This is a genomic window from Geomonas sp. Red276, assembly GCF_054784495.1.
Genome location: NZ_BLXW01000011.1, coordinates 131,474 through 155,418, shown reverse-complemented (window position 1 = coordinate 155,418; position 23,945 = coordinate 131,474). Strand labels below are relative to the sequence as shown.

Annotated in this window: 24 protein-coding genes and 1 pseudogene; 10 read left to right on the top strand and 15 right to left on the bottom strand. The window is 64.8% G+C overall.

Annotated elements, in window-relative coordinates:
* From ACYVL5_RS10105 to ACYVL5_RS10095, 3 genes and pseudogenes are all read left to right on the top strand, one after another.
* A pseudogene (locus tag ACYVL5_RS10105) lies at positions 1-122 on the top strand (IS1595 family transposase); the annotation flags it as partial.
* A 396-nt stretch (positions 123-518) separates the two neighbouring features.
* A complete protein-coding gene (locus ACYVL5_RS10100; protein ID WP_460595441.1) occupies positions 519-896 on the top strand; it encodes a response regulator in 378 nt (125 codons plus the stop codon).
* Between the two features lie 316 nt (positions 897-1,212).
* Positions 1,213-3,591 (top strand): family 16 glycosylhydrolase, encoded by a 2,379-nt coding sequence (locus tag ACYVL5_RS10095; RefSeq protein WP_460595440.1) that lies wholly within the window; start codon positions 1,213-1,215, stop codon positions 3,589-3,591.
* An 81-nt stretch (positions 3,592-3,672) separates the two neighbouring features.
* Here the strand turns inward: ACYVL5_RS10095 and ACYVL5_RS10090 are convergent, their stop codons facing one another.
* Together ACYVL5_RS10090 and ACYVL5_RS10085 are read right to left on the bottom strand one after the other, a co-directional pair.
* Entirely contained in the window at positions 3,673-4,044 is a 372-nt protein-coding gene (locus ACYVL5_RS10090; protein WP_460595439.1) for a NifB/NifX family molybdenum-iron cluster-binding protein, read from the bottom strand.
* Positions 4,045-4,502: 458 nt separating this feature from the next.
* Positions 4,503-6,875, bottom strand: a complete 2,373-nt coding sequence (locus ACYVL5_RS10085) for an FG-GAP repeat domain-containing protein (RefSeq protein WP_460595444.1) — start codon at positions 6,873-6,875, stop codon at positions 4,503-4,505.
* Positions 6,876-7,347: 472 nt separating this feature from the next.
* On the opposite strand from ACYVL5_RS10085, the gene ACYVL5_RS10080 reads away from it, so the two are divergent.
* The 6 genes from ACYVL5_RS10080 (at position 7,348) to ACYVL5_RS10055 (ending at position 11,351) form a co-directional block, all read left to right on the top strand.
* Complete coding sequence (locus ACYVL5_RS10080) at positions 7,348-7,800, top strand: MarR family winged helix-turn-helix transcriptional regulator (protein WP_460595438.1); 453 nt, start codon at positions 7,348-7,350, stop codon at positions 7,798-7,800.
* 71 nt (positions 7,801-7,871) lie between these two features.
* On the top strand, positions 7,872-8,462 hold the full coding sequence (locus ACYVL5_RS10075) for a YceI family protein (protein ID WP_460595437.1): 591 nt from the start codon (positions 7,872-7,874) through the stop codon (positions 8,460-8,462).
* Between the two features lie 60 nt (positions 8,463-8,522).
* Complete coding sequence (locus ACYVL5_RS10070) at positions 8,523-9,119, top strand: NUDIX hydrolase (protein ID WP_460595436.1); 597 nt, start codon at positions 8,523-8,525, stop codon at positions 9,117-9,119.
* A gap of 24 nt (positions 9,120-9,143) precedes the next feature.
* Entirely contained in the window at positions 9,144-9,746 is a 603-nt protein-coding gene (locus tag ACYVL5_RS10065) for a nitroreductase family protein (protein WP_460595435.1), read from the top strand.
* A 39-nt stretch (positions 9,747-9,785) separates the two neighbouring features.
* Positions 9,786-10,562: a DODA-type extradiol aromatic ring-opening family dioxygenase gene (locus ACYVL5_RS10060; protein WP_460595434.1), complete on the top strand. Its 777-nt coding sequence runs from the start codon at positions 9,786-9,788 to the stop codon at positions 10,560-10,562.
* Between the two features lie 174 nt (positions 10,563-10,736).
* On the top strand, positions 10,737-11,351 hold the full coding sequence (locus ACYVL5_RS10055) for a DUF488 domain-containing protein (protein WP_460595433.1): 615 nt from the start codon (positions 10,737-10,739) through the stop codon (positions 11,349-11,351).
* Between the two features lie 20 nt (positions 11,352-11,371).
* Here ACYVL5_RS10055 and ACYVL5_RS10050 read toward each other — a convergent pair whose 3' ends face one another.
* Both ACYVL5_RS10050 and ACYVL5_RS10045 read right to left on the bottom strand, forming a co-directional pair.
* Positions 11,372-11,911 (bottom strand): hypothetical protein, encoded by a 540-nt coding sequence (locus ACYVL5_RS10050; protein ID WP_460595432.1) that lies wholly within the window; start codon positions 11,909-11,911, stop codon positions 11,372-11,374.
* Between the two features lie 22 nt (positions 11,912-11,933).
* Positions 11,934-12,323, bottom strand: a complete 390-nt coding sequence (locus tag ACYVL5_RS10045; RefSeq protein ID WP_460595431.1) for a 4a-hydroxytetrahydrobiopterin dehydratase — start codon at positions 12,321-12,323, stop codon at positions 11,934-11,936.
* Between the two features lie 498 nt (positions 12,324-12,821).
* Between ACYVL5_RS10045 and ACYVL5_RS10040 the strand changes: the two genes are divergently transcribed.
* Positions 12,822-13,097 (top strand): hypothetical protein, encoded by a 276-nt coding sequence (locus tag ACYVL5_RS10040; RefSeq protein WP_460595430.1) that lies wholly within the window; start codon positions 12,822-12,824, stop codon positions 13,095-13,097.
* 2 nt (positions 13,098-13,099) lie between these two features.
* On the opposite strand, the gene ACYVL5_RS10035 is transcribed toward ACYVL5_RS10040, so the two are convergent.
* From ACYVL5_RS10035 to ACYVL5_RS09985, 11 genes are all read right to left on the bottom strand, one after another.
* A complete protein-coding gene (locus ACYVL5_RS10035) occupies positions 13,100-13,438 on the bottom strand; it encodes a hypothetical protein (protein ID WP_460595429.1) in 339 nt (112 codons plus the stop codon).
* Positions 13,431-13,748: a J domain-containing protein gene (locus ACYVL5_RS10030; protein ID WP_460595428.1), complete on the bottom strand. Its 318-nt coding sequence runs from the start codon at positions 13,746-13,748 to the stop codon at positions 13,431-13,433. Before ACYVL5_RS10030 ends, ACYVL5_RS10035 begins: the two co-directional genes overlap by 8 nt.
* Positions 13,745-14,530, bottom strand: a complete 786-nt coding sequence (gene pgl, locus ACYVL5_RS10025) for a 6-phosphogluconolactonase (RefSeq protein WP_460595427.1) — start codon at positions 14,528-14,530, stop codon at positions 13,745-13,747. Before pgl ends, ACYVL5_RS10030 begins: the two co-directional genes overlap by 4 nt.
* 3 nt (positions 14,531-14,533) lie before the next feature.
* Positions 14,534-15,940 carry a glucose-6-phosphate dehydrogenase gene (gene zwf, locus ACYVL5_RS10020; protein ID WP_460595426.1) on the bottom strand — a complete coding sequence of 469 codons (1,407 nt, stop codon included), beginning with the start codon at positions 15,938-15,940 and terminating at the stop codon, positions 14,534-14,536.
* On the bottom strand, positions 15,937-16,971 hold the full coding sequence (gene gnd / locus ACYVL5_RS10015; protein ID WP_460595425.1) for an NADP(+)-dependent, decarboxylating phosphogluconate dehydrogenase: 1,035 nt from the start codon (positions 16,969-16,971) through the stop codon (positions 15,937-15,939). The genes zwf and gnd overlap by 4 nt, the downstream gene beginning before the upstream one ends.
* Positions 16,972-17,138: 167 nt before the next feature.
* Complete coding sequence (gene tal, locus ACYVL5_RS10010; protein ID WP_460595424.1) at positions 17,139-18,266, bottom strand: transaldolase; 1,128 nt, start codon at positions 18,264-18,266, stop codon at positions 17,139-17,141.
* On the bottom strand, positions 18,263-18,721 hold the full coding sequence (locus ACYVL5_RS10005) for an RpiB/LacA/LacB family sugar-phosphate isomerase (protein WP_460595423.1): 459 nt from the start codon (positions 18,719-18,721) through the stop codon (positions 18,263-18,265). Before ACYVL5_RS10005 ends, tal begins: the two co-directional genes overlap by 4 nt.
* 2 nt (positions 18,722-18,723) lie before the next feature.
* On the bottom strand, positions 18,724-20,799 hold the full coding sequence (gene tkt, locus ACYVL5_RS10000) for a transketolase family protein (RefSeq protein ID WP_460595422.1): 2,076 nt from the start codon (positions 20,797-20,799) through the stop codon (positions 18,724-18,726).
* A gap of 34 nt (positions 20,800-20,833) precedes the next feature.
* A complete protein-coding gene (locus ACYVL5_RS09995) occupies positions 20,834-21,829 on the bottom strand; it encodes an aldo/keto reductase (RefSeq protein ID WP_460595421.1) in 996 nt (331 codons plus the stop codon).
* A gap of 52 nt (positions 21,830-21,881) precedes the next feature.
* Positions 21,882-22,091 (bottom strand): hypothetical protein, encoded by a 210-nt coding sequence (locus tag ACYVL5_RS09990; protein WP_460595420.1) that lies wholly within the window; start codon positions 22,089-22,091, stop codon positions 21,882-21,884.
* Between the two features lie 273 nt (positions 22,092-22,364).
* A complete protein-coding gene (locus tag ACYVL5_RS09985) occupies positions 22,365-23,771 on the bottom strand; it encodes an OmpA family protein (RefSeq protein ID WP_460595419.1) in 1,407 nt (468 codons plus the stop codon).
* Positions 23,772-23,945 lie beyond the last annotated feature (174 nt).

The following is a 23,945-nucleotide window of genomic DNA, read 5'->3' as shown; positions in this document are numbered from 1 at the left end:
ATCAGTACCGCTTTAACCGTCGTTTCGATCTTGCTGCTATGCTTCCCCGCCTCGCTGCTGCCGCTGCCCGGACTGGCAGCCGACCAGAGCGGTGGTTACGCCTAGCGGAAGATTGGCGCTAATCAGGTTACCGTAAGACTCCCCCTCCTCGTCGAGCCCGGGGAAATCCTGCAATTCACCTATTCCTACTCGGGCAGTGACGGTGGAGATGGCGGGTCGAAGTGGACACAGAGCTTTGAGTACACAGTCACACCTGCTCAGTCATGAGCATTAAACAGGAAGGCCTCCCTATATTTAGTTTTATTTAATCAGTATGCGATACTAAATATATTTGAATTTGCTTTGACGCTGTGTTATATGCAGGACCTGGAATATCGAAGAGACCAATAGATTGTATGGATCCCGGCGTTACGAGGTAATTATCTGCGACATTGCCAGTGTGGCCGCCTGCAACTCCAGTCCGTCGAGGTTCGTGGACCGGCCCGAAGGTACGTAATGGCAAAGGATGGAGATTTTTCATGGCTCTCAAAGACGTACGCGTTTTGATTGTTGATGACGAGGCTTTCTTCCGCAGTTCCTTACGGCAAACCATAGATACCATCGGCTTCACGGTAGTCGCCGAGGCGGCCGATGGGCGGGAGGCCGTGCGGCAGTACCTCACCCACCGCCCGCACATTACGATCATGGACCTCTACATGCCGGAGAAAAACGGCATCGACGCCACCAGGGAGATCATGGCCCTCGACAAAAACGCCAACATCATCACCAGCAGCGCCTCGGACTGCGCAAGCGACACCGATGCGGTCGTGAAGGTCGGCGCCAAGGCGGTCGTCAAAAAGCCCTTCGAAGCACGTGAGATCTACCAGGCAGTGAGGACGCTGCTCTCCCAAGGATAATTTTTCTCGCCAGGAAACAGCGGCACAGCCTTGAAACTGGATGAGCCGGTGATACCCTTGTCGCAATGACAGTCCGAGAGGGTTCGCAACGACGCCTTTGTAAAAATTGACACTCAGCAGGCTAATTCTATGACTGCGATTGTGCCATGCACCGCGAATCTCATCTATTGTACGTCCTGAATTCCTTTCCAAGCTCCTCGGTCTAATCCTCCATTTACCATTCCATTACTTTCCTAAAAGCACCACGTACCGATTCAACACCTCCGAAACTGATTGGCACTGCACCCGGTAGCCCCATTTTCAAGGAGGTTCGTCCATGCGACAGCTGGCCGAAACGCGCGCACGCAGGAAATCAGCAAGTCCCCTTCACCTCTTGCCGGTAATTACCGCCCTGGTGCTGCTCTGCATTGGTCTGGTCGGGGGAGCGGTCACGACGGCGGTCTCGGCTCCGCTGGCGATGTCCAACGTCAGAGTCACCTCCTTTTCCCTCCCCGCCTATTCCGGCTCCCTCACCGTCACCGGGATCGTCGTCACCGCCACCAGCAGGTACCGCGTGAACGGCTACATGCTGACCGAGACCTCTTTCCGCCCCTCCGCAGGCGCCAGCGGCTGGCGGTCCACCTCCCCCACCAGCTACACCTTCACCACCGCCGGGACCAAGGTCCTCTACGCGTGGGCGAGGGACACTGCGGGGAATGTCTCGAACAGCAGAAGCGGCAGCGTCATCGTCGATCTCACCCCCCCGGTGATCTCCTCCTTCACTGCCCCCTCGACCTCCGGATCGCTTACCGTCACCGGCATATCGCTGATCGCCACCGACAACGTCAGGGTGACCGGATACCTGGTGAACGAAAGCGCCACCCCCCCCTCGCCGACCGCCGCCGGATGGAGCGGCAGCGCTCCTACGAGCTACACCTTCGCCACCGCCGGGAACAAGACCCTTTACGGCTGGGCCAAGGATGGGGCGGGGAACGTCTCCCTCGGCAGGAGCGCGGCGGTTGCCATCACCCAGACGGGATGGCAGCTCACCTTCAGTGACGAGTTCAACGGGAGCTCCCTCGACACCTCCACCTGGATGACCACCTACCCGGGAGGGATCCGCAACTACACCGACAGCGGCGAGCTCCAGGGATACGCCGACGACGCCTTCGTGGAGGGGAGCGGCCTTTTGAAGATCATCGCCGCCCGCGAGACCCGTACGCTCCCCGACGGCCGCACCTACAACTACACCTCCGGCGAGATCAACAACTCAATGGTCTTCTCCCAGACCTACGGATACTTCGAAATGCGGGCGAGCCTGCCGAGCGGGAACGGTTTCTGGCCGGCCTTCTGGCTGTTGCCGGTCAACGGCCAGTGGCCGCCGGAGATCGACATCATGGAGGTGCTCTCCTCGTCGCCGAGCATCCTGTACATGTCGCTGCATTACGGCACGAGCTCAAGCCCCGAGAGTATCACGGAAACCTTCACCGGCCCCGACCTCACGAGGACCGGCTTCCATGTCTACGCGGTGGATTGGGAGCCCGGCTCCATCGTCTGGTATCTCGACGGAGAGCCGGTCTACGGCATCACCGGCAATCCCAACGTCCCCGCCATCCCCATGTACCTGATCGCCAACCTCGCCATCGGCGGATACTGGGGCGGGCAGCCCGACGGCAACACGGTCTTCCCGAACTACATGTACCTCGACTACATCAGGGTATGGCAGCGGGTCCCCAACGGGCCTTACCAGCAGATCCCCGGCCCCAGCGACCCCATTCCGACCAGGGACCACGCGTTGACCATCACCACCACCTCGCTCCCCTCGACTTCGGTCGGCGCCTCCTACCACCAGCCCCTGCTCGGCACCGGCGGGACCTCTCCCTACACCTGGTCGGTGACCACCGGCTCCCTCCCCGCCGGCCTGACCCTAAATCCGTCGACCGGCGTCATCTCGGGGGTCCCCTCCTCACCCGGCACGAGCAATTTCACGGTCCAGCTCAAAGACGGGAGCGGGACCGTCATCGGCACCGCCCTCTCCATCACCGTGAGCGCCTTGCCGAGCATAGCCATCGACGCCGCCGTTTCCCAGGACCTGGGGACCACCGGCAGCACCGTCACCTCGCCGACGCTGACCACCTCTTCCGCCAACGAGTTGCTGGTCGCCTTCGTCACCTCGAGCTCCACCGGCAGCGGGACCAACACGACGGTCACCGGGGTCAGCAACAACGGGACTCCGCTCACCTGGACCCGCGCCGTGGTCACCAATGCCCAGTTCGGGACCGCCGAAATCTGGTGGGCCTACGCGACCGGCACCTTCTCCGGGACGGTGACCGCCACCCTCAGCCAGAACGTCTCCTCGCGCTCGCTCACCGTGCTATCCTTCACCGGCACCGCCCAGGGCGCCGACGCCATCGGAGCGGTCGCCGGCGGCAGTGCGTCCTCCGGAGGGCCAACCGCCACCCTGGTAACCACCCGGGCGAACTCCTGGGTCTTCGGGACCGGCAACGACTGGACAGGTGCGGTCAGCAGGACCCTGGGAACCGGGCAGACCATGGTGCACCAGTTCGTCTCGGCCGCCACGCAGGACACCTACTGGGTGCAGCGCCAGAACACCACCACGCAGGCGGCCGGTACCGCGGTCATCATCAACGACACCGCGCCTACCGACCACATGTACAACCTGAGCATCGTGGAGATCCGCCCGCCGTCGTTGTGACGGGATGAAGGGCAGCCACTGAAACGGCAAAGGGGACATCGCCATCGATGTCCCCTTCGTCTTGGTGCCCTACGGCCCGCCCTATCTCGAGCGCTCCCGCGAATCCGCCCTGCCCATCCAGGGAGGAGGGGTTCCCCTCAAGATTGACTGCAACTTACCGATGACCTCCTCCACCTGCACCGGGGAGCCGGTTCTCATCGGGTGGATCCCCCGGGCGGCCAGCTTGGCGGCGGCGGGGACGTTGATGTGCCTGCTGCAGACGATGGCGCAGTCGGCGAGGACGGTGGCCCGGGCGGCGAGCCTCCCCTCCTCGGTGGCCGCCTCGGGTTCGATGGTGACCTGGTTGACGAAATAGGCCTCGCGGGGCCCGATGTGCCAGACGGTGAAGCTGCGTGAATTCCTGAACTCCTCATCGACGAGGATGCCGGTGGAGGTTGAAAATGCGACTTTCATGGGGTTCTCCTTTCGGATCGACAGTACTGTCTCTTTCCGGACCGGATGAAAAACACCGGTCTTGGCCTCTTTGAGGGCCAGCACCGCTGCTGGCCAGCTTCCTCAGTCAAAGCGGGGCACTGCTTTCGAAAGCAGAGCCCAAGACAATCCCTGTCCACCCCACACCGGCAACGTCGCCCGCGCGGCACCCGATACGCTCTTTACCCTATTACATAACGCATGCCAATCAGGATACGGAAAAGGGTGATCAGCCAGAAGTGGCCGAAACGGCGAGCTTTGCGCCAGGATGAAGCGATGGAGTACATCGCGAAAATCCCCTGAGCTGACGAGGCAAGTGCCAACGAATGTGGCACCGTCGCCTTAGCTCCCGGAGAAAACAGAGGCGGTCGCCGGCCTCCTGCCTGGGTCACGGTCACGGTCACCGGGACCAGGGCAGGAGGCCGGCGGCGTTTCAGAGGTCAGCGGTGATAGAGAACCACCAGGCCGTCACCGAAGGCGGGGATGACGAGGTCGGGGCGGCCGTCGCCGTTGACGTCGCCGATGGCGAGGTCGCGGGGGGCATAGGGCAAGGGATAGAGCTCCTCGGTCCCAAGCGTTCCGGCAGCGTTCTGGAGGTAGACGCCGACCTTGTTCCACCCGGTGTGAATGACGGCGATGTCGTTTCTTGCGTCGGCGTTGAGATCGGCAACCGCCATGGCATCCGGACTGTCATAGCTGGGATAGACGAAGACGGTGTCCGAGTTCTGCGGGAAGATGGCGAGCCGGCCGGCGTTTCCTCCGTAGACGACCGCGATCTCCTGCAAGGAATCGCCGTTGACGTCGCCGACGGCGACCCCGGTGGTGAGTTCGTTGCCCCCCACTGAATGGTAGACAGCCGGGTCGAAGGTTCCGTCGGCACGCTGGATGAGGACGCCGACGTTCGGGAGCAGTAACTGTCCGCTCATCACCACGATGTCGGTCATCCCGTCGCCGTTGACGTCCCCCACCGCGAGCTTGTCCCACCCTCCGTGGGTCACCGTGTAGGAGACGGGGGTGTTGAGGGTCCCGCCGCCGTTTTGGAGGTAGACGTCCACGTCCTGGGACTGCGTTCCCCAATCGATCGAGACCACGTCGGTCCTGCCGTCATGGTTGAAGTCGCCGGTCTTGAGCTTGTAGGCGTTGCTGAAGCTTTGGTGATTGGAGGCGTAGAAGACCATCGGGTCCAGGGTACCGGCCGCGTTCTGGTACATGACCCCGATACCGTTGTCGGTGGTGAAGACGACATCCTGCCTGCCGTCGTTGTTCAGGTCCGCCACCGCAATGGAATTCCCGTTGCCGCCCGGGTACTTGACCGGCGCGTCGAACCCGCCTGCCGAATTCTGCGGGAAGACGAAGATCTTGTAATCGTTGTCGGGATCGAAATATGAGCTCGTTGCCAGCACCACGTCGTTTCTGCCGTCGCCGTTTACGTCGCCGATGGCGATGGAGCGGGGATCCGAGCCGACCGGGAATTTGACGTAGGCCCTGAAGAGGTTGGAGTTGGGGGGGCCGGTGGCGGTAATGACCACCTGGTCGGGAGCGCCGTCGACGAGTCCGTTGTTGACCACCAGGGTAACGGTGTAGGTCCCCGGGAGGTCAACGAAGAACGACGGGGTCGCTGAGGCGGGGTTGTCGAAGGCGGCCGTGCTTCCCGGCGGCTTGGAGGTGATGGTCCAGTTGAAGGTGATCGGGTAGGCGAGGATGTCGCTACTCCCTCCCCCGTCCAGGGTCACGGTGTCGCCGGTTCCCACCGACAGGTCCGGCCCGGCGGCGGCAGTCGGGGGGGCGATCACCGGGCCGCCATCGAGATCGTTCCAGGCATAGGAGTATTTCGACTCGTAGGCGTCGTTGCCGTCGGCATCGACCTCGAGCTTGATGAAGGTCGCGGAAAGCGGCGTTATCCTGGCACTGGAATTCTGTGCCCCCCGCATCATCAGCGGGCCGCCCGAACCGGGATAGGACCTGACGTCGCTATAGAGGTAGGCGACGAGGGTGCTGACGTCCACATACCCGAAGCTCGAGAGATAGCATCGCCCCTGCAGGGTTTCCGATACCGAGCCTGGATTCCACCAGTTGTCGAAGGTAGCGGTCTGGATAAAATTCTCGAACCTGAATCCCTCCTGGGCGAGGTTGTCCTGGCCGCTCAGGTTGAAGGTCAAGGTCTGCGTGCTGCTGAGCTGGTCGACCTGCATCCTGAGCGTTCCGCTGATGGAGATATCGGTGGTGGCCGAACTGGCTCTCAGCAGATCGGTGGTGAGGGTGCCGTCACTGATCGCCCCGAGTGCCGGATTATAGGCGTTGATCACCACCACGGTAACTCCATCGTAGGTGTAACCGTCGCCATCGTTGAACTGCCGGTAGGACATCGAAAGGCGGCCGGTGCCCGTGCTGTCGTCGATGCTCCCGGTGATCTGCAAGGTACCGCTCACCATTCCCGGAACCGTCTCGTTGATGGGGACGGCATTCCTGATGCTGTGCCAGCCCGCCGGGATCACCTTGGCGGAGCGCCACTGCTGGCGGATTGTTTTCCCGGCCAGAGAGGCGATGGCCTCCCCGGGTCTGCCGGCGGGAGCCGCGCGTGTGGCAGCCGTGGCAGCCGTGGCACCCTTGGCACCCGTGGCAGCCTTGGCCTCGGCCGGTCCCTGGGCGGAAGCGCCGCCGTTCCAGATGATGGCGAAGAAATGGCCGGCGTTGGCGGAGGTCACCATGGCCGGCGTGGTGAGTCCAGAGTAGGTGATGGCCGGTGTTCCGGCGGCAGCGCCTCCCCCTCCCCCTCCCCCACTGCCACATCCTGCCACGAAAATTGCTGTCACGAGCAGCAAGCAAACCTCATACGCTAACCGTCTCATCTCGCACCTCCGCGGCTTGCAGCCTGTACTCACGTTCAAGAGCGAAGCCGTGCCCGGCCACTGCGGTCCGACAAGAAAGGCACAGCGGACACTACCGAAACGTGGTGCCAGTCACACGGAATGATTTGGTCTGGAAAATGGTGAATGAGGTGGAAACGCTGCGGTGGATGAAAGGAAGGGGGTGCCCCCTATGACAGCCGTCTTTGAGACACTACCCGCAGTAGGTAGCGCCTGAGCCAACCGGTGCGGCGAGGATAATGCATTAATAACAGAGACCGTTTGACTCAAGGTTAACTCCGCCAAATGCTATGTCAATACTCGCCAATGGAACGGGATACGGAGAGAAAACTCCCCCGCTAAAAAAACGTGTTGACAACCATCCCGGAGAGAGATAGTTTTATATCAAACGATATGACGTCAAGCAAAGAGGCTGACGATGGCCAAGCAGAGTTCAACATACCGCGCCCTTAATACCTACACCAAGCTGATGAGGGCAGCCGAATCGGTCACCGCCCGGACCAGCCGGGTGATGGCGGGAGCCAACCTCACCGTGAGCCAGTTCGGGGTACTGGAGGCGCTCTTTCACAAGGGGCCGCTCTGCCAACGGGACATCGCCGCCAAGATTCTCAAGAGCACCGGCAACATGACGCTGGTGATCGACAACCTGGAAAAAAGCGGCCTGGTCCGCCGGGTACGCGACACCGAAGACCGCCGTTTCCTGACCATCCACCTGACCGAGCCGGGCACGGACCTGATCTCCAGGGTCTTTGGCGAGGTAGAGGCGGCCATCGTCGCCGAGATGTCCATCCTGAGCGATCAGGAGCAGGAAACGCTGGGAGAACTATGCAAGAAGCTGGGTCTGAAAGGAGGAGTACCGGAAGCAAGCTAGCAGAGACGAGTTTTTTTGCCCAATAACTTCGACATTAAACCATCCAACCTTAAAAGGAAAGGAGCCTAACAATGAAACGCACCATCGCATCCATCGCCGCCCTGATCGCCCTCTCCATCCCGGGCCTCGCCCTCGCCTCCACCTGGACTCTCGACCCCGACCACTCCAACGTCGGCTTCAAGGTCCGTCACCTGATGGTCTCCAACGTGAAGGGGAACTTCGAGAGGTTCACCGGCACCATCGACATCAACGACAAGGACGTCACCAAGTCGACCGTCCAGGTGAGCATCGACACCAACTCGATCAACACCAACGTCCAGAAGCGTGACGCCCACCTGAGAAGCGCGGACTTCTTCGACGTCGCCAAGTACCCGACCATGACCTTCGTCTCCAAGAAGGTGGCCAAGGCAGGGAAGAACAAGCTGAAAGTGACCGGCTACCTGACCCTGCACGGCATTACCAAGGAAGTCGTCCTGGACGTGGAAGGGCCGTCGGCCGAGAGCAAGGACCCGTGGGGTAACATCCGCAAAGGCGCCACCGCCACCGCCAAGATCAACCGCAAGGATTTCGGCCTGGTCTGGAACGCCGCCCTCGAGACCGGCGGGGTAGCTGTCGGCGACGAGGTCACCATCACCCTGGAAGCGGAAATGATCAGGAAGTAAGCAAACGGGAGGTGGCCGGGGGGAGCGATCCTCCCGGCCCCTGCGGTGCAGGGTAAAGCCATGAGACGGCTTCAGCGGATACAAAAGGGACTCGATGCCCACCCCTACCGGACCATCGAACCGGGGGAGCGCGCCCATGCGGCGGTAGCCCTGGTCCTCGAGGAGACGGCCAAGGGGTTGAACCTCCTTTTCATCGAACGCGCCACCAACGAAAACGACTACTGGTCGGGGCAGATCGCCTTCCCGGGGGGGAGAAAAGAGACGGTGGACGATTGCCCCCAGCAGACCGCGCGACGGGAAACCCGCGAAGAAACCGGCCTCGACCTGGCGTCCGCCCGCTACCTCGGACGGCTGAGCGACTTCGCCCCCGCCGGGCTGAAGATCGTGGTCTCCAGTTTCGTGTACGCCATCGACCATCGGTCCGCGTTGACTCCCGATCCCGAGGAAATCGCCGACGCCTTCTGGTTTCCCGTGGACGAGATCAGCAATCCCGCGCGCTTGACCGAGGTGCGCCGCGTCTTCCGTGACCGGTTGAGGACATTCCCGGCGGTTGATGTCGGTAAACGGCAACCACTGTGGGGAATCTCCTACCACCTGCTGCGCAGCCTGGAGAAGAGAGCGGTAGCTCAAAAAGAGAGCGGAAAAGAGATTCGATAGTCACAAACAGAGGAGGATGTCACTATGAACGCATTGTACTGGGATGCCATTCGCAATAGAAGAAGTCACTACGCAATCAGCAACGAGCAGGTCACCAGGGACGAGAGAATCGAGGAGATCGTTAACGAGGCGGTGAAGCACGTTCCCTCCTCGTTCAACTCACAAAGCGCCCGGGTGGTGGTCCTCTTGGGGGAACAGCACCGGAGGCTTTGGGACCTGACCAAGGACGAGTTGAGGAAGATCGTGCCGGCCGACAGTTTCCGGGCCACCGAGGAGAAGATCGACGGAGCCTTCAGAAGCGGCTACGGCTCCATTCTTTACTTCGAGGACTGCGCGGTGGTCGAGGGGCTCCAGCAGCGCTTCCCGCTCTACCGGGACAACTTCCCTCTCTGGTCCCAGCAGTCGTCGGGGATGTTGCAGTACGCCGTCTGGACCGCCCTCGAAGCGGAAGGCTGGGGCGCCTCGCTCCAGCACTACAACCCGGTCATCGACGACGCGGTCAAGGCCACCTGGAGGATCGATCCGGGATGGAAACTGATCGCCCAGATGCCGTTCGGCAAACCGGTCGATGCGCCCCGCCAGAAAGAGTACCTTCCCCTGGCGCCGCGGGTAAACCTGTTCAGGTAGGAAAAGCTCCCGTCGGAAAAACGGGACGAGGAGGAACACATGTCGGGGAAAATGCCAGCCATCTTCGTTTCACACGGCGCACCGAGCCTGATCGTCGAGGATTGCCCGACTCGCGACTTTCTGCGCGGGCTCGGGAAAGAGATCGGCCGCCCCAAAGGGATCGTATCGGTGTCGGCCCATTGGACCACCGCCGAACCGCGGGTCACCATAAACCCGCACCCGGACACCATCTACGACTTCGGCGGCTTCGCGGATGAACTGTACACCCTCGTCTACCCGGCCCCGGGGGACCCGCTTTTGGCCGGGAAAGTTCTTTCCCTTATGGGCCAGAAGGGGATCACCGGGGGCAAGGACAGCTCGCGAGGCTACGATCACGGGGCATGGGCGCCGCTCATGCTGATGTATCCGGAGGCCGACATCCCGGTGATCCAGCTCTCGGTCCAACCGCACCTTGGGCCTGATCACCATCTCGCCATCGGCAAGGCGCTGGCGCCCTTACGTGAGGAAGGGATCCTCATACTGGCCAGCGGGGCAGCCACCCACAACCTGCGGGATTTCTTCGGCAGGGCCCTTGACGAGGCGCCCCTCCCCTACGCCAGGGAGTTCACGGAGTGGCTGAAAGATGCGGTGATAAACGACCGGCGGGACGAGCTCCTCGACTACCAGCGGCAGGCACCGCAGGCCATCCGCAACCACCCCACCCCCGAGCACTTCCTCCCGATCTTCGCCGCCATGGGTGCCGGGGAGAAAGGAGATCTCCTTCACGACGGCTACACCTACGGCGCACTTTCCATGGCCGCCTTCGAGTGGGAATAGCCCCCGCAGATTCACCGTGGCCGGCCGGGAAAGCGAAGCAAGCCCCCGGTCGGCAACGGGCGGCGTTCCCCCCGCTCCCGCTCGCTACGGGCGGGGAAACTCCCCGGTGCCGGGGAACCGGTAACGGCGGTACAATGTGGCTGGGACGACGAAAGTCGCGGAGGGAGGTGTACCATGGCCCAACACCCCCGGAGGGAAAAGGAGTACGCGGCAAAGGAACCGGACTCGGCGCGGCGGGTGATCTACAAGGTGGGACACTCGACGATGGAGCTGGAAACCTTTGTCGAGTTGCTGAGGGAGACCGGGGTCGACATGGTCGCCGACGTAAGGACCATCCCGCGCTCGCTGCACAACCCGCAGTTCAACAAGGAGACACTAAGCCCGTACCTGAGGGTTCGCCGGATAAAGTACCTGCATCTCAAGGAACTGGGGGGACTGCGCCGCCACGTGAAGGACGATCCCCGCAACGCGGGGTGGCACAATGCCTCCTTCCGCGGCTTCGCCGACTACATGCAGACCCCCGAGTTCGCAGCAGGGCTCGAGGAGCTCATCGCCTGGGCCGGGAAGCGGACGGTGGCCATCATGTGCGCCGAGGCGGTTCCCTGGCGCTGCCACCGCTCGCTGATCGGCGACGCCCTGCTCATCCGCGGCGTCGAGGTGATCGATGTCTTCCCCTCGGGAACACTCAAGCCCCACCACCTCTCCCCCCTTGCCGCCGTCGACGGGAACCGCCTAACCTACCCTGCCGTACCGGAAGACGATGCCAGCGATGAACGCCTACGCGGCTGAGCGCCGACCGGCCGCCGTATTCAGTCCATGTGCAAAAGCGGATAGCGCCCGAGCTCCTCGCGTGTCCAGAGCGAGAGCCCGGCGCGGGGGCCGATGGTTTCCACCGCGATGATGGCGTCGGGGTCGTCGAAGGTTATGCTCCCCGGGTTTCCCGACATCTCAAGGGTCTCCAGCAGATAGCTGTCGAGGAAGCGCTCCTCCTCCATGGTGGAGAGTCTCCCCTTGAAGCCCCGCCGGTGCATCCGCACGTGAAAGGATTTCCCCTCCAGGCCGGTCAGCCACGCCCCGGCCGCCTGGCGCGCCTTGGCCTCGAACTCGTGAGGCTCCTGGAAGGAGAAGGTCTCGTAGACCGGCATCACCCGCGACAGCGGGGCCAACAGCTCGTCGTCCCGCTCGCCGTCCCGGTGGAGACGATCGAGCATCCAGCGGGGATCGGGGACCCGCATGACCAGGATGTTGAAGTAATCGATCGCGCTGACCGTGCCGTAATGCTCGAGGATCCGCTGCGCCTTGCCGTACCCTTCGTCGTGAACGGTTACCACCACGTTCCAGTCATGCATGACGTTCTCCTTGTCCGCCCCTCTACCAGCCGAAGAGCGCCTCCACCTTGGCCGCGCAGATGAAGTCGTTTTCGGAGAGCCCGGCGATGGCGTGGGTGACAAAGCTCACCCGGCAGCGGCGATAGGAGACCTCCAGGTCGGGATGATGCCCCTGGCCGTTGGCAATCCAGGCCACCGCGTTGACGAAGGAGATGGTCTGGTAGTAGTTCTTGAAGTCGAACTCCTTGCTGATCGCCGTCCCCCGCAGCTCCCACCCCGGCAGCTCCCCCAGCAGTTCGGCCACCCGGTCACCCGCCAGCGGCGGCGTCCCCCCCTCACACGGTTGGCACTGCCTCGATGCCAGGGTGCTGATCTCTTCGGTCATCGCCACCTCCCGTTTTTTCCCGCACCAGACCTCCGTCACTTTTTCCACCGGACCAAATTTCCTCCGCGGAAACCGCGATTGATCGCCACGATCTCCCCAGGGAACCGGGGATGCCGCTTGGTTCCTCACGAGGGAACCCCATTACGTAAAAAACGGTTTTGAAATGCTGGATTTTTGACGGTGCTATTTGCACAAATTTTAGGCAAAAAGTTAAAATGTCACCTGATTGGGACAGATAGGGACCAGGAACAGAAAGTTATCCACAGGGTTTTCCACCTAAATGTGGATTGCGGAGCCGCATGGATGACCGCGATGGATCGTAGCGGTTTTTTTTTATGCACTTTTCGGGCTGGTTGGGCGATTTCGACATTATTTTGACAGAGTTGGAAAACTTTCCGACGGCCGGAGAAAAATTCCACACGCCGCAGGGCCGCCGAAACCGGTGCCGCCCAAGCCTTGTTACCGGACCTTTCGATGGTACCCTTTCAGGAACACACCGCGTTTGGGTCAACCAAACAATCGCATCCGATCCTCAAGGAGAAAGCCATGAAAACCGCGCTCGCTTTCCTGGCCCTGGTGCCGTTTTTGGCGGTCCAGCCCGCCGAACTGTTCGCCGAGGACTACCTGGAGTGCCGGGCACGCTGCGCCCAGGAAAGCTACGACTGCATGAACGCCACCCAGGGCGACGACCCGGCGGCCCAGAAGGCCCGCGACGTCGACTGCATCCAGAGAACCGACGGCTGCAACTCCTTTTGCGAAACCCTCCGTCCGCTCCCCGAAGAGCCTCCTCCCCAGGAGAACCAGGGGGCGGAGAAGCAGTAGTATCAGTGGTTCTGCCCTTTGGCCTCCCCCGGCAGCGGGTGTGACCGCTCGTACCGGTCCAAAAGTTCCTCGAGGATGTTCTCACCCGCCTCCGCCGACCGCGCCACCAATTCCTGCCTGACGTAGTCGAGCGCCTGTGCGCAGCGCTGCTCGGGCCACCTTTCCCTGATGATCTGGATGTTCCCCTTTCCCCAGGCGATGTGCGGACGGGCCACCTCCTGGAGTCCCACCTTGAGAAGCTCCATGCAGCGGTGAAGTTGCGCCTCGTTCGGCTGGCCCCCCTTCAGCAGGTGGTCGATGACGGTCTCAGCGGCTCTCATGGCGATTTCGCAGTTAAGCATCGGGCTCCTCCCGTACGCGTCCGCCTCCCCATAGCATGTCGTCCATGAACTGGCGACGCAGACGCTCGTCAGCGTTCTGTTCGTAGAATTCCTGCTCAGAAAACGAGAAACGATACGACTGGAGGTACTCCATCAGCACCTGGTAGGCGGTGTTGATCTTGCGGATCTGGGCGGGGTCGTCCCCACCATGGCCGGTGTCGGGATGGTACCGCTTCACCAGCTCCCGGTGCCGGCTCTTGATCTCGGCCAGCGAGGCCCGCTCTTCGAGGCCGAAGACGGCCAGCGCCGCTTTGAGTTCACGGTAGGTCATGGCCTTTGGCTACCCTCCCCCTTGGCTCCCGTCCCGCCTGGCGTACCGGCGGCAGTGGGCGGACTGGTCAGCTGGCGGGCGGCATCCCGGTCGACCAGCCAGCGCACCGCTCCCTGGCGGGGGTGAACGAGGCTCGCCGGAAGCGGAGGGACCCCGTCCCCGGGAGCCAGCACCCGATGCAGGATGGCGGCCTTGTCGCCGCCGGTGACCAGGAAGACGACCAGCTCCGCCTCGTTCAAGAGCGGCAGGGTGACGGTAACCCGGAAGAGCTCCTGCTCCGGCAGAAAGAGCGCGGTGACCAGCCGGGAGCTCTCCTCCACCGCCGGGCTCCCCGGGAAAAGGGAGGCGGTGTGGCCGTCGGCCCCCAGCCCCAGGAAAACGAGGTCGAAGGCGGGCTTGGCAGCTTTGAGCTCCCCTCTCAGCTCCTCCTCGTAGGCACGGGCTGAGGCCTCGGCGGAGTCCCGGAAGGGGACCGGGTGGAGCTGGCGGTCGCCTACCGGCCAACGATCCTGCACGGTACGCTGGAAGGTCCCGAAGTTGCTGCGCGAGTCGCCGTACGGCACATGGCGCTCGTCGCCCCAGAAGAGCTGCACCGCCTCCCACGGGACCGATCCCCGCCACGGCTCCTCCCCCAACAGCCGGTAGCAGCGAAGCGGCGTCTCCCCCCCGGAAAGAAGCACGTTGAAACGCCCCTTCTTGCGTGCCGCCAACCGGGCAGCTTCGGCAAAAATGGTGGCCGCGGCCCGGCTCAGGGCCTCCTTGTCGCGATAGACCGTCAGCATCGGTTACCTTCCGGCGGGGGGACAGGCGGCCGGCTCCACCCGCGAGGGGTTGTACCAGCTGCCGTCCTGGGCGATGACCTGGTCGGCTTCGGCGGGCCCCCAGCTTCCCTGGTCGTAGAAATAAAGGGGGGTGACGTTGCCGAGGATGGGGTCGACGATGCGCCACTGCGCCTCGACCGCCCCCTCGGAGGCGAAAAGGGAGGGATCCCCCCGCATGGCGTCCCCCAAAAGTCGCTCGTAGGGGGGCATGGCGTCCCCCTCGCTCTGGGCGGCCACCAGCTCGACGTCCTCCCCCACCCTCCGCTCCCCGGGGACCTTCACCCTGATGCCGAGGCCGATCAGCACGTCCGGGCTCAACCGGAAACGGAGGTGGTTGGAGAAGGCGGGAACGATCTCCCCGAAGGTCTCCCTGGGGGGCCTTTTGAAGGAAACGGTCACCGTGGTGGAGGTGACCGGGAGGCACTTGCCGGCCCGGATGTAGAAGGGAACCCCGGCCCAGCGCCAGCTGTCGATGAAGAGCCGGACGGCGACGAAGGTCTCCACGGGGGAATCGGGTGCCACCCCCGGCTCGGAGCGGTAACCCCGGAACTGCCCCCGCACCACGTGGGCGGGGTCCAGGGGTTTGACGGCGCTCAAAAGCCGGGCGCTCTCCTCGCGGATGGCGTCCGGATGGTCCCCGGCCGAGGGGTCCATGGCAAGGTAGGCGACGATCTCCAGGAGGTGGTTCTGCAGGACGTCGCGCACCGCCCCCGCCTCCTCGTAGAACTTCCCGCGCCCGTTCACCCCGAACTCCTCGGCCATGGTGATCTGCACCGAGGAGATGTAGTTGCGGTTCCAAAGCGGCTCCAGGATGGAATTGGCGAAGCGGGTGTAGTAGATGTTCTGCACCGGCTCCTTGCCGAGGAAGTGGTCGATCCGGAAGATGGCGGGGTCGGGGAAGGCGGAGTGGAGGACGCGGTTGAGCTCCCGGGCGGAGGCGAGGTCGCGGCCGAACGGCTTTTCGACCACCACCCGCGGCTCCCGCAGGCAGCCGGTACCGGCAAGCCCCTGGACCACGGTGGCGAACATGCTGGGGGGGATGGCCAGGTAGTAGAGGGGACGGGCGCTCTCCCCGAGCGCGGTGCAGAGATTCTGGTAGGTGGCGGGATCGCCGTAGTCGCCGTCGACGTAGGCAAGCCTGCCGGCGAGTTTTTGGAAGGCCTCCTCGTTGATCCCCCCGCGGTGTGCGAGGCTGTCGCGGATCCGCTCCTTGAGCCGCTCCACGTTCCATCCCGAGCGCGCGACGCAGACGAGCGGCACGTCGAAGTGCCCCCTGGCCGCCAGCCCCTGGAGGGCGGGAAAGATCTGCTTGTAGGCGAGGTCGCCGGTGGAGCCGAAAAAGACGAAGGCATCGGAAGGGGTGAGGGTCATGGCGCCTCCCCATCGGCGGGCGCCGGTTTCCCGGCATGGCCGCCGAAACCTGCCCGCATGGCGGAGAGGAGGCGGTCGGCGAAGTCACCCTGGCCCCGGGAGACGAACCGGTTGAAGACCGCCGCGCTCAGCACGTGGGCCGGGGCCCCTTCGTCGATGGCGGCGGTCAGCGTCCAGCGCCCTTCACCGGAATCGGCCACGCTCCCGGTGAATTGGGCGAGGTCGGGGCTCTGCAGCAGGGAGGAGGCGCTAAGGTCGAGGAGCCAGGAGGAGATGACGCTTCCCCGGCGCCAGAGTTCGGCGATGGCGGGGAGGTCGAACTGGTAGCGGTAGTACTCGGGGTGGCGAAGGGGTGCCGTCTCGGCGTCGGCCGCCCGCGGCCTGGTGCCGGCGTCGGCCTGCTCGAGGATGTTGAACCCCTCGGCCAGCGAGGCCATCATCCCGTACTCGATCCCGTTGTGGATCATCTTGACGAAGTGGCCGGCGCCGGAGGGGCCGCAGTGGAGGTACCCCTTTTCGCCGGCGGCAGGCTCCCCTTCCCTTCCCGGAGTACGCGGGAGGGCCGACTCGCCGGGGGCGAGGGTGGCGAAGAGCGGCTCAAGCCTCGCCACCGCCTCGGGATCGCCGCCGATCATCAGGCAGTATCCCCGCTCCCGTCCCCAGATGCCGCCGCTGGTCCCGACGTCCAGGTAGTGGATTCCCCGCTCCCTCAACCGGGCCGAGCGTCTGAGGTCGTCGTGGAAATGGGAGTTCCCGCCGTCGACCACCACGTCCCCGGGCTCGAGGAGCGGGATGAGGGAGGCCAGGGTCTCCCCCACCACCGCGGCGGGAAGCATCAGCCAGAGGGCCCGGGGCTTCTCGAGCCTCTTCACTAGCTCCGCCAGGTTGGTGACGCCGGTGGCACCCGACTTAACCAGGGCCTCCACCGAGGCAGGGTAGAGGTCGAAGACCACCACCCGGTGACCGCCCGCCATCAGGCGCCGCGCCATTTCGCTTCCCATCCTCCCGAGACCGACCATTCCGACTTGCATCCGTACCCTCCCGAGTTGTCCGTTTCTCTACCGGGCCGGCAGGCTGCCGGGCCCCTGACCGTGCTGGGCGCCGGCTCCTTGCCACGCCCCTGTCTGTGCCGGGACCGGCTCCGTGCCACCCCCTGCCTGTACCGGGGACCGGCGTTGGCGAAGCCCGCCCCCTACTCCTACTTCAAGGCGGCCTGGCGCTTCTCCTCCAGCACCGCGGCGAGCGATTCGAAGGGGCGCCTGAATTTCTCCACCCCCTCGTCCTCGAGCTGCCTGGTGACCTGGTCGATATCGATCCCCAGCTCGGGGAGCCGCTCCAGGACCTGCATCGCCTCCGCCCCCCCCTGGTCGAGCCGCGGCGAGGGATCGCCGTGGTCCCGGTAGGCGACCAGGGTCTCCATCGGCATGGTGTTGATGGTGTCGGGGCCGATCAGCGGTTCGACGTACTTGACGTCCGTGAAGGCGGGATCCTTGACCCCGGTGCTGGCCCAGAGCACCCGCTGGGGACGCGCCCCGCGGCCGGCCAGGGCGAGGTAGCGGTCGTCGGAGAGGGTCTCGCGGTAGATCTGCCGGGCGAGCTTGGCGCAGGCGATGGCGGTCTGCCCCCTAAGCGACAGCGCGATCTCGCCCCGGCGCCCCCCCTCCTCGATCAACCGGTCCAGCAGGGGATCCACCACCACGTCGATGCGGCTTAAAAAGAAGCTCGCCACCGAGGATACCTTCTCCAAGGGGAGGCTGTGGGAGGCGCGGGCCGACAGCCCGTCCAGGTACGACTCCACCACCGCCCGGTAGCGCGCAAGCCCGAACAGCAGCGTCACGTTGACGTTGATCCCCTCCCGGATCAGCTCGCCGATGGCGGTGAGCCCCTCCTCGGTGCCGGGGACCTTGATGAAGAGGTTGGGACGGTCCACCCGCTGCCAGAGCCGGCGCGCCTCCTCGATGGTCTTCTCGGCGTCGTGGGCGAGCAGGGGGGAGACCTCGAGGCTCACGAAGCCGTCGCGCCCTTCGAGCCGCTGGTAGAGCGGCAAAAGGAGGTCGGCGGTCATGCGGATGTCTTCCACCACCAGGGTCTCGTAGATCTCCGCGGCCGATTTCCCCTCGCGGGAGAGCTCGGTGATGGCGCGGTCGTACTCCGAGCCGTGGGCGATTGCCTTCTCGAAGATGGCCGGATTGGAGGTCACCCCGCTCACCCCGTCCTGCTGGATGAGGGAGACCAGCTCTCCCGAGACCAAAAGGCCGCGGCTCAAAAAGTCCAGCCAGACGCTCTGGCCGAAGCCCTGCAGTTTGAGAAGAGGATTCCCTTTCATGGCGATGACACCTCCCTCTCGAGTGCGGCCACCTTGGCGAGACGGCGACGGTGCCGTTCGGCGCCGCTGAAGCGGGCGGCCAGGAAACGGGAGACCAGGGCGAGGGCGCGGCTTTCGTCCACCACCCGGCTCCCGAGGCAGATCACGTTGAGGTCGTCATCCTCGACCCCCTGGGAGGCCGAGAAGTCGTCGTGGATGAGGGCGCCCCGGACCCCGGGGACCTTGTTGGCGGCGATGGAGGCCCCTACCCCGCTCGAGCAGATGGCGATCCCCCGCTCGATCTCCCCGGAGGCCACCGCGCGGGCCAGGGGAATGACGAAGTCGGGGTAGTCGTCGCCGGGATCGAGCGAGAAGGCGCCGAAGTCGGTGACCTGGTGCCCCTGGGCGCAGAGCTCGGCTAAGAGGGACTCCTTCAGAGAGAAACCGCCATGGTCGGTGGCCACCCCGATCCGCATGATCACCCTCCCTGGCGCTTGAGGAGCTCACGGGCCCGGGCCGCCACGTTCTCGACCGTGAAGCCGTACTCCCGCATCACCACCTCGCCCGGTGCCGAGGCTCCGAAACGCTCGATCCCGAGGACGGACCCGTCGAGCCCCACGTAGCGGTGCCACCCCTGCGGGGATCCCGCCTCGATGGCGAGCCGGGCGGTGACCGCCGGGGGGAGGACCGCGTCCCGGTACTCTTGGGGCTGCTCGTCGAAGAGCTCCCACGACGGGAGCGAGACCACCCGGACCGGGATCCCCTCCCCCTGCAGGCGCTTGGCCGCGGCGACCGCGAGGTGGAGCTCGGAGCCGGTGGCGATCAGGATGAGCCGCGGGCTCCCTCCCTGGGCTTCGGCGAGCACGTACCCCCCCTTCAGCACCCCCTCGGCGCCGGCCAGCTTGCCGCGGTCGAGGGTGGGAACCCCCTGGCGGGAGAGGACCAGCGCCACCGGGCGGCGCTCGACGGTGAGGGCGGCCTGCCAGGCGAAGGCGCACTCGTTGGCGTCGCCCGGCCTTAGCGTCACCAGGTGCGGGATCGCCCTGAGGCTCGCCAGCTGCTCGATCGGCTGGTGGGTCGGCCCGTCCTCGCCGAGCCCGATGCTGTCGTGGGTAAAGAGCTGGACCACCTTGAGCCGGGCAAGGGCGGCGAGCCGCAGGGTCGGCCTCAGGTAGTCGGAGAAGGTGAGGAAGGTGGCGCCGAAGGGGATCACCCCGCCGTGGGCGGCCATGCCGTTGGCCGCCGACCCCATGGCGTGCTCGCGCACCCCGAAGTGGAGGTTGGCCCCGGCGGGTCCCCACGCCCCCCCGACGGACCCCTGGCGGTCGCCGGCGGTGAGGCGGGCGCTCTCGAAGTCCCCCCTATCCTTCATGGCGGTGAAGGTGGAGGGGTTGAGGTCGGCCGAGCCCCCCACGATCTCGGGAAGCCTCTCGGCCAGGGCGTTCAGCACCTTGCCGGCGGCGACCCGGGTGGCCATCCCCTTAGCATCGGGGGCAAAGACCGGGAGGGCCGCCTCCCACCCTGCCGGGAGCTCGCCGCTCATCACCCGGGTGAACTCGCAGGCGAGGTCGGGATGGGCGTCGCGGTAGCGGGAGAGGGTCTCCTCCCACTTTCGCTGGGCATTCCCCCCCTTCACCAGCGCCTCGCGGTAGCGGGTGAGGGCGAGCTCCGGGATGAGGAAGGGGGGCTCCACCGGCCACCCCAGCGCCTCCTTGGTGCGCCGCACCTCCTCGACACCGAGGGGGGAGCCGTGGGCCTCGAAGGAGTCCTGCTTGCCGGGAGAGCCGTACCCGAGGTGGGTGCGGACCATGATCAGGGAGGGATGCTCCCGGTCGTCGCGGGCCGCGGCGAGGGCCGAAGCGATGTCCTCGACGTCGTTGCCTACGGCCACCTCGAGGACCTGCCAGCCGTAGGCGCGGAAGCGGGCGCCGCGGTCCTCGGTAAAGCAGAGATCGGTGGAGGCGGCCAGCGAGACCCGGTTGTCGTCGTAGAGGCAGATCAGCTTGCCGAGCCTCAGGTGGCCGGCCAGCGAGGCCGCCTCGGAGGCCACCCCCTCCATCAGGTCGCCGTCGCTCGCCAAAACGTAGCAGTAGTGGTCGACGACCGGGAAGCCGGGGCGGTTGTAGCGGGCGGCCAGGTGGGCCTCGGCGATGGCCATCCCGACCGCGTTGCCTACCCCCTGCCCCAGGGGGCCGGTGGTGACCTCCACCCCCGGGGTCACCCCCCGCTCGGGATGCCCCGGCGTCTCGCTTCCCCACTGGCGGAACCGCTTGATCTCCTCCAGGGAGAGTTGGTAGCCGGAAAGGTGCAAAAGGCCGTAGAGGAGCATGGAACCGTGGCCGGCGGAGAGGATGAAGCGGTCGCGGTCCCACCACCCGGGGTCGGCGGGGTTGTGCTTTAGAAAGCGGCTCCAGAGGAGGTAGGCCATGGGGGCTGCTCCCAGCGGGAGGCCGGGATGGCCGCTGTTGGCCTTCTGGACGGCGTCAACGGCGAGAAAACGGAGTGTGTCGATACAGAGGCGGTCGATACTCTCGTGGCTGGTGGGTGAGGTCATGCAAAGCTCCTTCCTGCAAGGTGCGAGGCGGTAATCATTCGGTGGTGTCGATGTACTGCATGGCCTCCTCGGGGTAGCGCTCTCCGGCCACCCGGAAGGAGGCCGCGGCCTTGTCGATGGCGGCCCAGGCGTCACCGGGGAGGAGGATCCCGACCGAGTCGGCGTTCTCCTCGAGGTAGCGGACCCTCTTCGTGCCGGGGATGGGGACGATGTCGCTCCCTTTCCTGAGCACCCAGGCGAGCGCCACCTGCGCCGGAGTGGCGGCGTGGGAGGTGGCGATCTCCCGGATCACCGACACGAGCTCCAGGTTGTGGCGGATGTTTTCCGGCTGGAAGCGGGGGTTCTTCCGGCGCCAGTCGTCCGCCTCGAGATCGTTCGCGCTCTGGATCTTCCCGGTGAGAAAGCCGCGCCCCATCGGGCTATAGGCAACGAAGCCGATCCCCAGCTCCCGCAGGGTCGGAAAGAGGGTGGTCTCCACCCCCCGCTCCCAGAGGGAAAACTCCGACTGCACCGCGGTCAGGGGGTGGACTCCATGGGCGCGGCGCACGATCCCCGGCCCCACTTCGGAGAGGCCGATGTAGCGGACCTTCCCCTCCGTGACCAGCTCGCTAAGCGCCCCCACCGTCTCCTCGATGGGGACCTTGGGGTCGAGCCGGTGCTGATAGTAGAGATCGATGTAGTCGGTGCCGAGCCTTTTCAGCGACCCTTCGAGGGAGCGGCGGATGTGGGCCGGGCTGCTGTCGAGCTCCAGCGGTTCGCCGCGGGGGCCGAAGCGCCAGGCGAACTTGGTGGCCACGGTGACCCGCTGGCGGGGATACTCCTTGAGCACCCGACCGAGGAGCTCCTCGTTGGTGAAGGGGCCGTACATCTCGGCGGTGTCCCAGAAGGTGATCCCCAGCTCCAGGGCCCGGCGGAGCACCTTGACCGAGGCGGAATCGTCGGGGTGGCCGTAGGCGTAGGACATCCCCATGCAGCCAAGACCCAGGGCGGAGACTTCCAGCCCCTGCTGACCGAGTTTACGTTTTAGCATCCGGGTATCCTCCCAAGCTTGAAGGTGATGGAGGCCGCAGCAAGCCCCCCCGCTACCGCTCCTTGGGGATGCGGTGCGAGAGCACCATGCGGCCGAGCGGGATGGTGCTCACCACCCCGGCGAGGAACAGCATCCACCCGGCCATCTTCCGTTCCCGGTCGGTGAGCCGGTCGGCCACCAGCAGGCCGATCCCTCCTCCCAAGACGGCCCTGGTGGCGGCTATTATCGACAACTGCGGCAAGGTCAACCTGGTCTCCTTCATCTGTCCCTCCTCGTGTGCCGGCCGGCCCCCCGGGGCCAGGGAGGGCCCGCGGGACGGAAGCGGCAATGGTAATGAGAGGCTCATGGCTAGTATATCAGGATAATGAGAACCAGGACGGGCCCCTCCCCTCCCGGGTAAAAAAATGGCCCATATCGCTATGGGCCGCTGTTTGGCAACGTGCTTGGTAGGCCGCCGGCTCATTAAGAAGGTGGAGGGGGGGATGGCCCCCTCCACGTTGCCGACCGGATCACCCCACCTGATGACCCGGCCGGACTACCTCTTGATCACGCAGTCGATCACCGCGTTGATCCTGCGGTTGGCGGCTCTCCCCTCGGGGGTGTTGTTGTAGGCGATGCGGCGGGTGGCGCCGTACCCCTTGGCGGAGAGGCGGGAGCGCTCGATGCCGAAGTTGTCGACCAGGTAGTTGACCACGTTCTCGGCCCGCTCCTGGGAGAGTTTCATGTTCTCGTCCGGATTGCCGACGTTGTCGGTGTGCCCCTCGATGACAGCGGTGGTGGTCGGGTACTGCTTCATGTACTGGGCGACCTTGGCGATCTCGTTACGGTACTCGGGCTTCACGTCGGCCTTGCCGGTGTCGAAGTCCATCACCAGGGTCATGCAGAGCTTCTCGGGGGGCTCGAGCTTGTTCACGTCGAAGGCGCAGTCGATGATCGCCTCGATGCGGCGGTTCTTCTGCTTCCCTTCGTCGGTGGCGTTGTCGGCGACCGGCCGCGAGAAGCCGTAGCCGCGGGCGGTCAGGCGGGAGCGGTCGATGCCGAAGTTGGCGACCAGGTAGTCGACCACCGCCTGGGCGCGGCGCTGGGAGAGATCCATGTTGTGCTCGTAGGTGCCGACGTTGTCGGTGTGCCCTTCGATGACGGCGGTGGTGGAGGGATATTTTTTCATGAAGTCGCCGACCTTGGCGATCTCGTCACGGTACTCGGGGCGGATGAGGGCGCGGTCGATGTCGAACTCGATGTGGAGCGTCACGCAGTACTTGTAGTGACCCGGGGTCGGCTCGGCGGCCGGGACCGGTGCCAGCGGGGCCTCGCCGGCGGGCGGCGCCGGCGGCGGAGGAGTCGGCTGCGCCGGCGCGGCGGCGGGCTGGGTGACTTCCTCGGCGGCCGGCTTGGCGCCGCCGAAGACGAAGGTGAGGCCGGCGGAGTATTCCCAGTTGTCCAGCCGCTTGTAGCTGAAGTCGACGATGTAGCGTCCGTCGAGCCGCAGGGCCAGGTCGTCGGTGAAGAAGAACTTGAAGCCGAGGCCGCCGTTGAGGGTACCGTCGGTGGTACCTTCATGCACCCCCGGGTACTCGTAGGTGATCCCCCCGCCGCCGACCGCCAGGTAGGGAACCACGGTGGACTGGGGCATCAGGTTGTACAAAAGGTCCAGGTGGTAGGCCCAGACGTTGAAGTGGCTATCATTGTTGTTGAACTCGGCCCGGGTGTAGGCGCCGACCAGTTCGGCCTCGAAGCTGTCGGTGAGGTCGTAGCCGAGCCGGAGGCCGTAGATCGGGCGGTTGCGCTTGAGGGCCTGCTGACCGTTGACGTCGTCATCATCGAAGACAAAGCCTCCGATGTAGGGGGAGATGGAGACCGCTCCCGCCCGTTCGCCGGCGTGGGCGATCCCTGCCAGCGCCAGCATAAAGAGTACCGCCAACATCCACGTGGTCTTTTTCATGTCCCTTTTCCCTCCTTGGTGGTAGAGCCTCCTGGAAGGCTCCCCGGTGATTTTGAGCCGCCCGCCGGGCAACGCGCTCGTCCCGTTTTGCGGAACGTGACCGGCTGCGGCCACCTCTGGGTTAAAAACCGCTCATTGGCCTTAAATTAATTACGCTTAATGGTAGCGGTTTTC

Coding starts and splice junctions, on each gene's coding strand:
- ACYVL5_RS10100 (WP_460595441.1), top strand. CDS start 519: ATGGCTCTCAAAGACGTACGCGTTTTGATTGTTGATGACGAGGCTTTC.
- ACYVL5_RS10095 (WP_460595440.1), top strand. CDS start 1,213: ATGCGACAGCTGGCCGAAACGCGCGCACGCAGGAAATCAGCAAGTCCC.
- ACYVL5_RS10090 (WP_460595439.1), bottom strand. CDS start 4,044: ATGAAAGTCGCATTTTCAACCTCCACCGGCATCCTCGTCGATGAGGAG.
- ACYVL5_RS10080 (WP_460595438.1), top strand. CDS start 7,348: ATGGCCAAGCAGAGTTCAACATACCGCGCCCTTAATACCTACACCAAG.
- ACYVL5_RS10075 (WP_460595437.1), top strand. CDS start 7,872: ATGAAACGCACCATCGCATCCATCGCCGCCCTGATCGCCCTCTCCATC.
- ACYVL5_RS10070 (WP_460595436.1), top strand. CDS start 8,523: ATGAGACGGCTTCAGCGGATACAAAAGGGACTCGATGCCCACCCCTAC.
- ACYVL5_RS10065 (WP_460595435.1), top strand. CDS start 9,144: ATGAACGCATTGTACTGGGATGCCATTCGCAATAGAAGAAGTCACTAC.
- ACYVL5_RS10060 (WP_460595434.1), top strand. CDS start 9,786: ATGTCGGGGAAAATGCCAGCCATCTTCGTTTCACACGGCGCACCGAGC.
- ACYVL5_RS10055 (WP_460595433.1), top strand. CDS start 10,737: ATGGCCCAACACCCCCGGAGGGAAAAGGAGTACGCGGCAAAGGAACCG.
- ACYVL5_RS10050 (WP_460595432.1), bottom strand. CDS start 11,911: ATGCATGACTGGAACGTGGTGGTAACCGTTCACGACGAAGGGTACGGC.
- ACYVL5_RS10040 (WP_460595430.1), top strand. CDS start 12,822: ATGAAAACCGCGCTCGCTTTCCTGGCCCTGGTGCCGTTTTTGGCGGTC.
- ACYVL5_RS10035 (WP_460595429.1), bottom strand. CDS start 13,438: ATGCTTAACTGCGAAATCGCCATGAGAGCCGCTGAGACCGTCATCGAC.
- ACYVL5_RS10030 (WP_460595428.1), bottom strand. CDS start 13,748: ATGACCTACCGTGAACTCAAAGCGGCGCTGGCCGTCTTCGGCCTCGAA.
- pgl (WP_460595427.1), bottom strand. CDS start 14,530: ATGCTGACGGTCTATCGCGACAAGGAGGCCCTGAGCCGGGCCGCGGCC.
- zwf (WP_460595426.1), bottom strand. CDS start 15,940: ATGACCCTCACCCCTTCCGATGCCTTCGTCTTTTTCGGCTCCACCGGC.
- gnd (WP_460595425.1), bottom strand. CDS start 16,971: ATGCAAGTCGGAATGGTCGGTCTCGGGAGGATGGGAAGCGAAATGGCG.
- tal (WP_460595424.1), bottom strand. CDS start 18,266: ATGAAAGGGAATCCTCTTCTCAAACTGCAGGGCTTCGGCCAGAGCGTC.
- ACYVL5_RS10005 (WP_460595423.1), bottom strand. CDS start 18,721: ATGCGGATCGGGGTGGCCACCGACCATGGCGGTTTCTCTCTGAAGGAG.
- tkt (WP_460595422.1), bottom strand. CDS start 20,799: ATGACCTCACCCACCAGCCACGAGAGTATCGACCGCCTCTGTATCGAC.
- ACYVL5_RS09995 (WP_460595421.1), bottom strand. CDS start 21,829: ATGCTAAAACGTAAACTCGGTCAGCAGGGGCTGGAAGTCTCCGCCCTG.
- ACYVL5_RS09990 (WP_460595420.1), bottom strand. CDS start 22,091: ATGAAGGAGACCAGGTTGACCTTGCCGCAGTTGTCGATAATAGCCGCC.
- ACYVL5_RS09985 (WP_460595419.1), bottom strand. CDS start 23,771: ATGAAAAAGACCACGTGGATGTTGGCGGTACTCTTTATGCTGGCGCTG.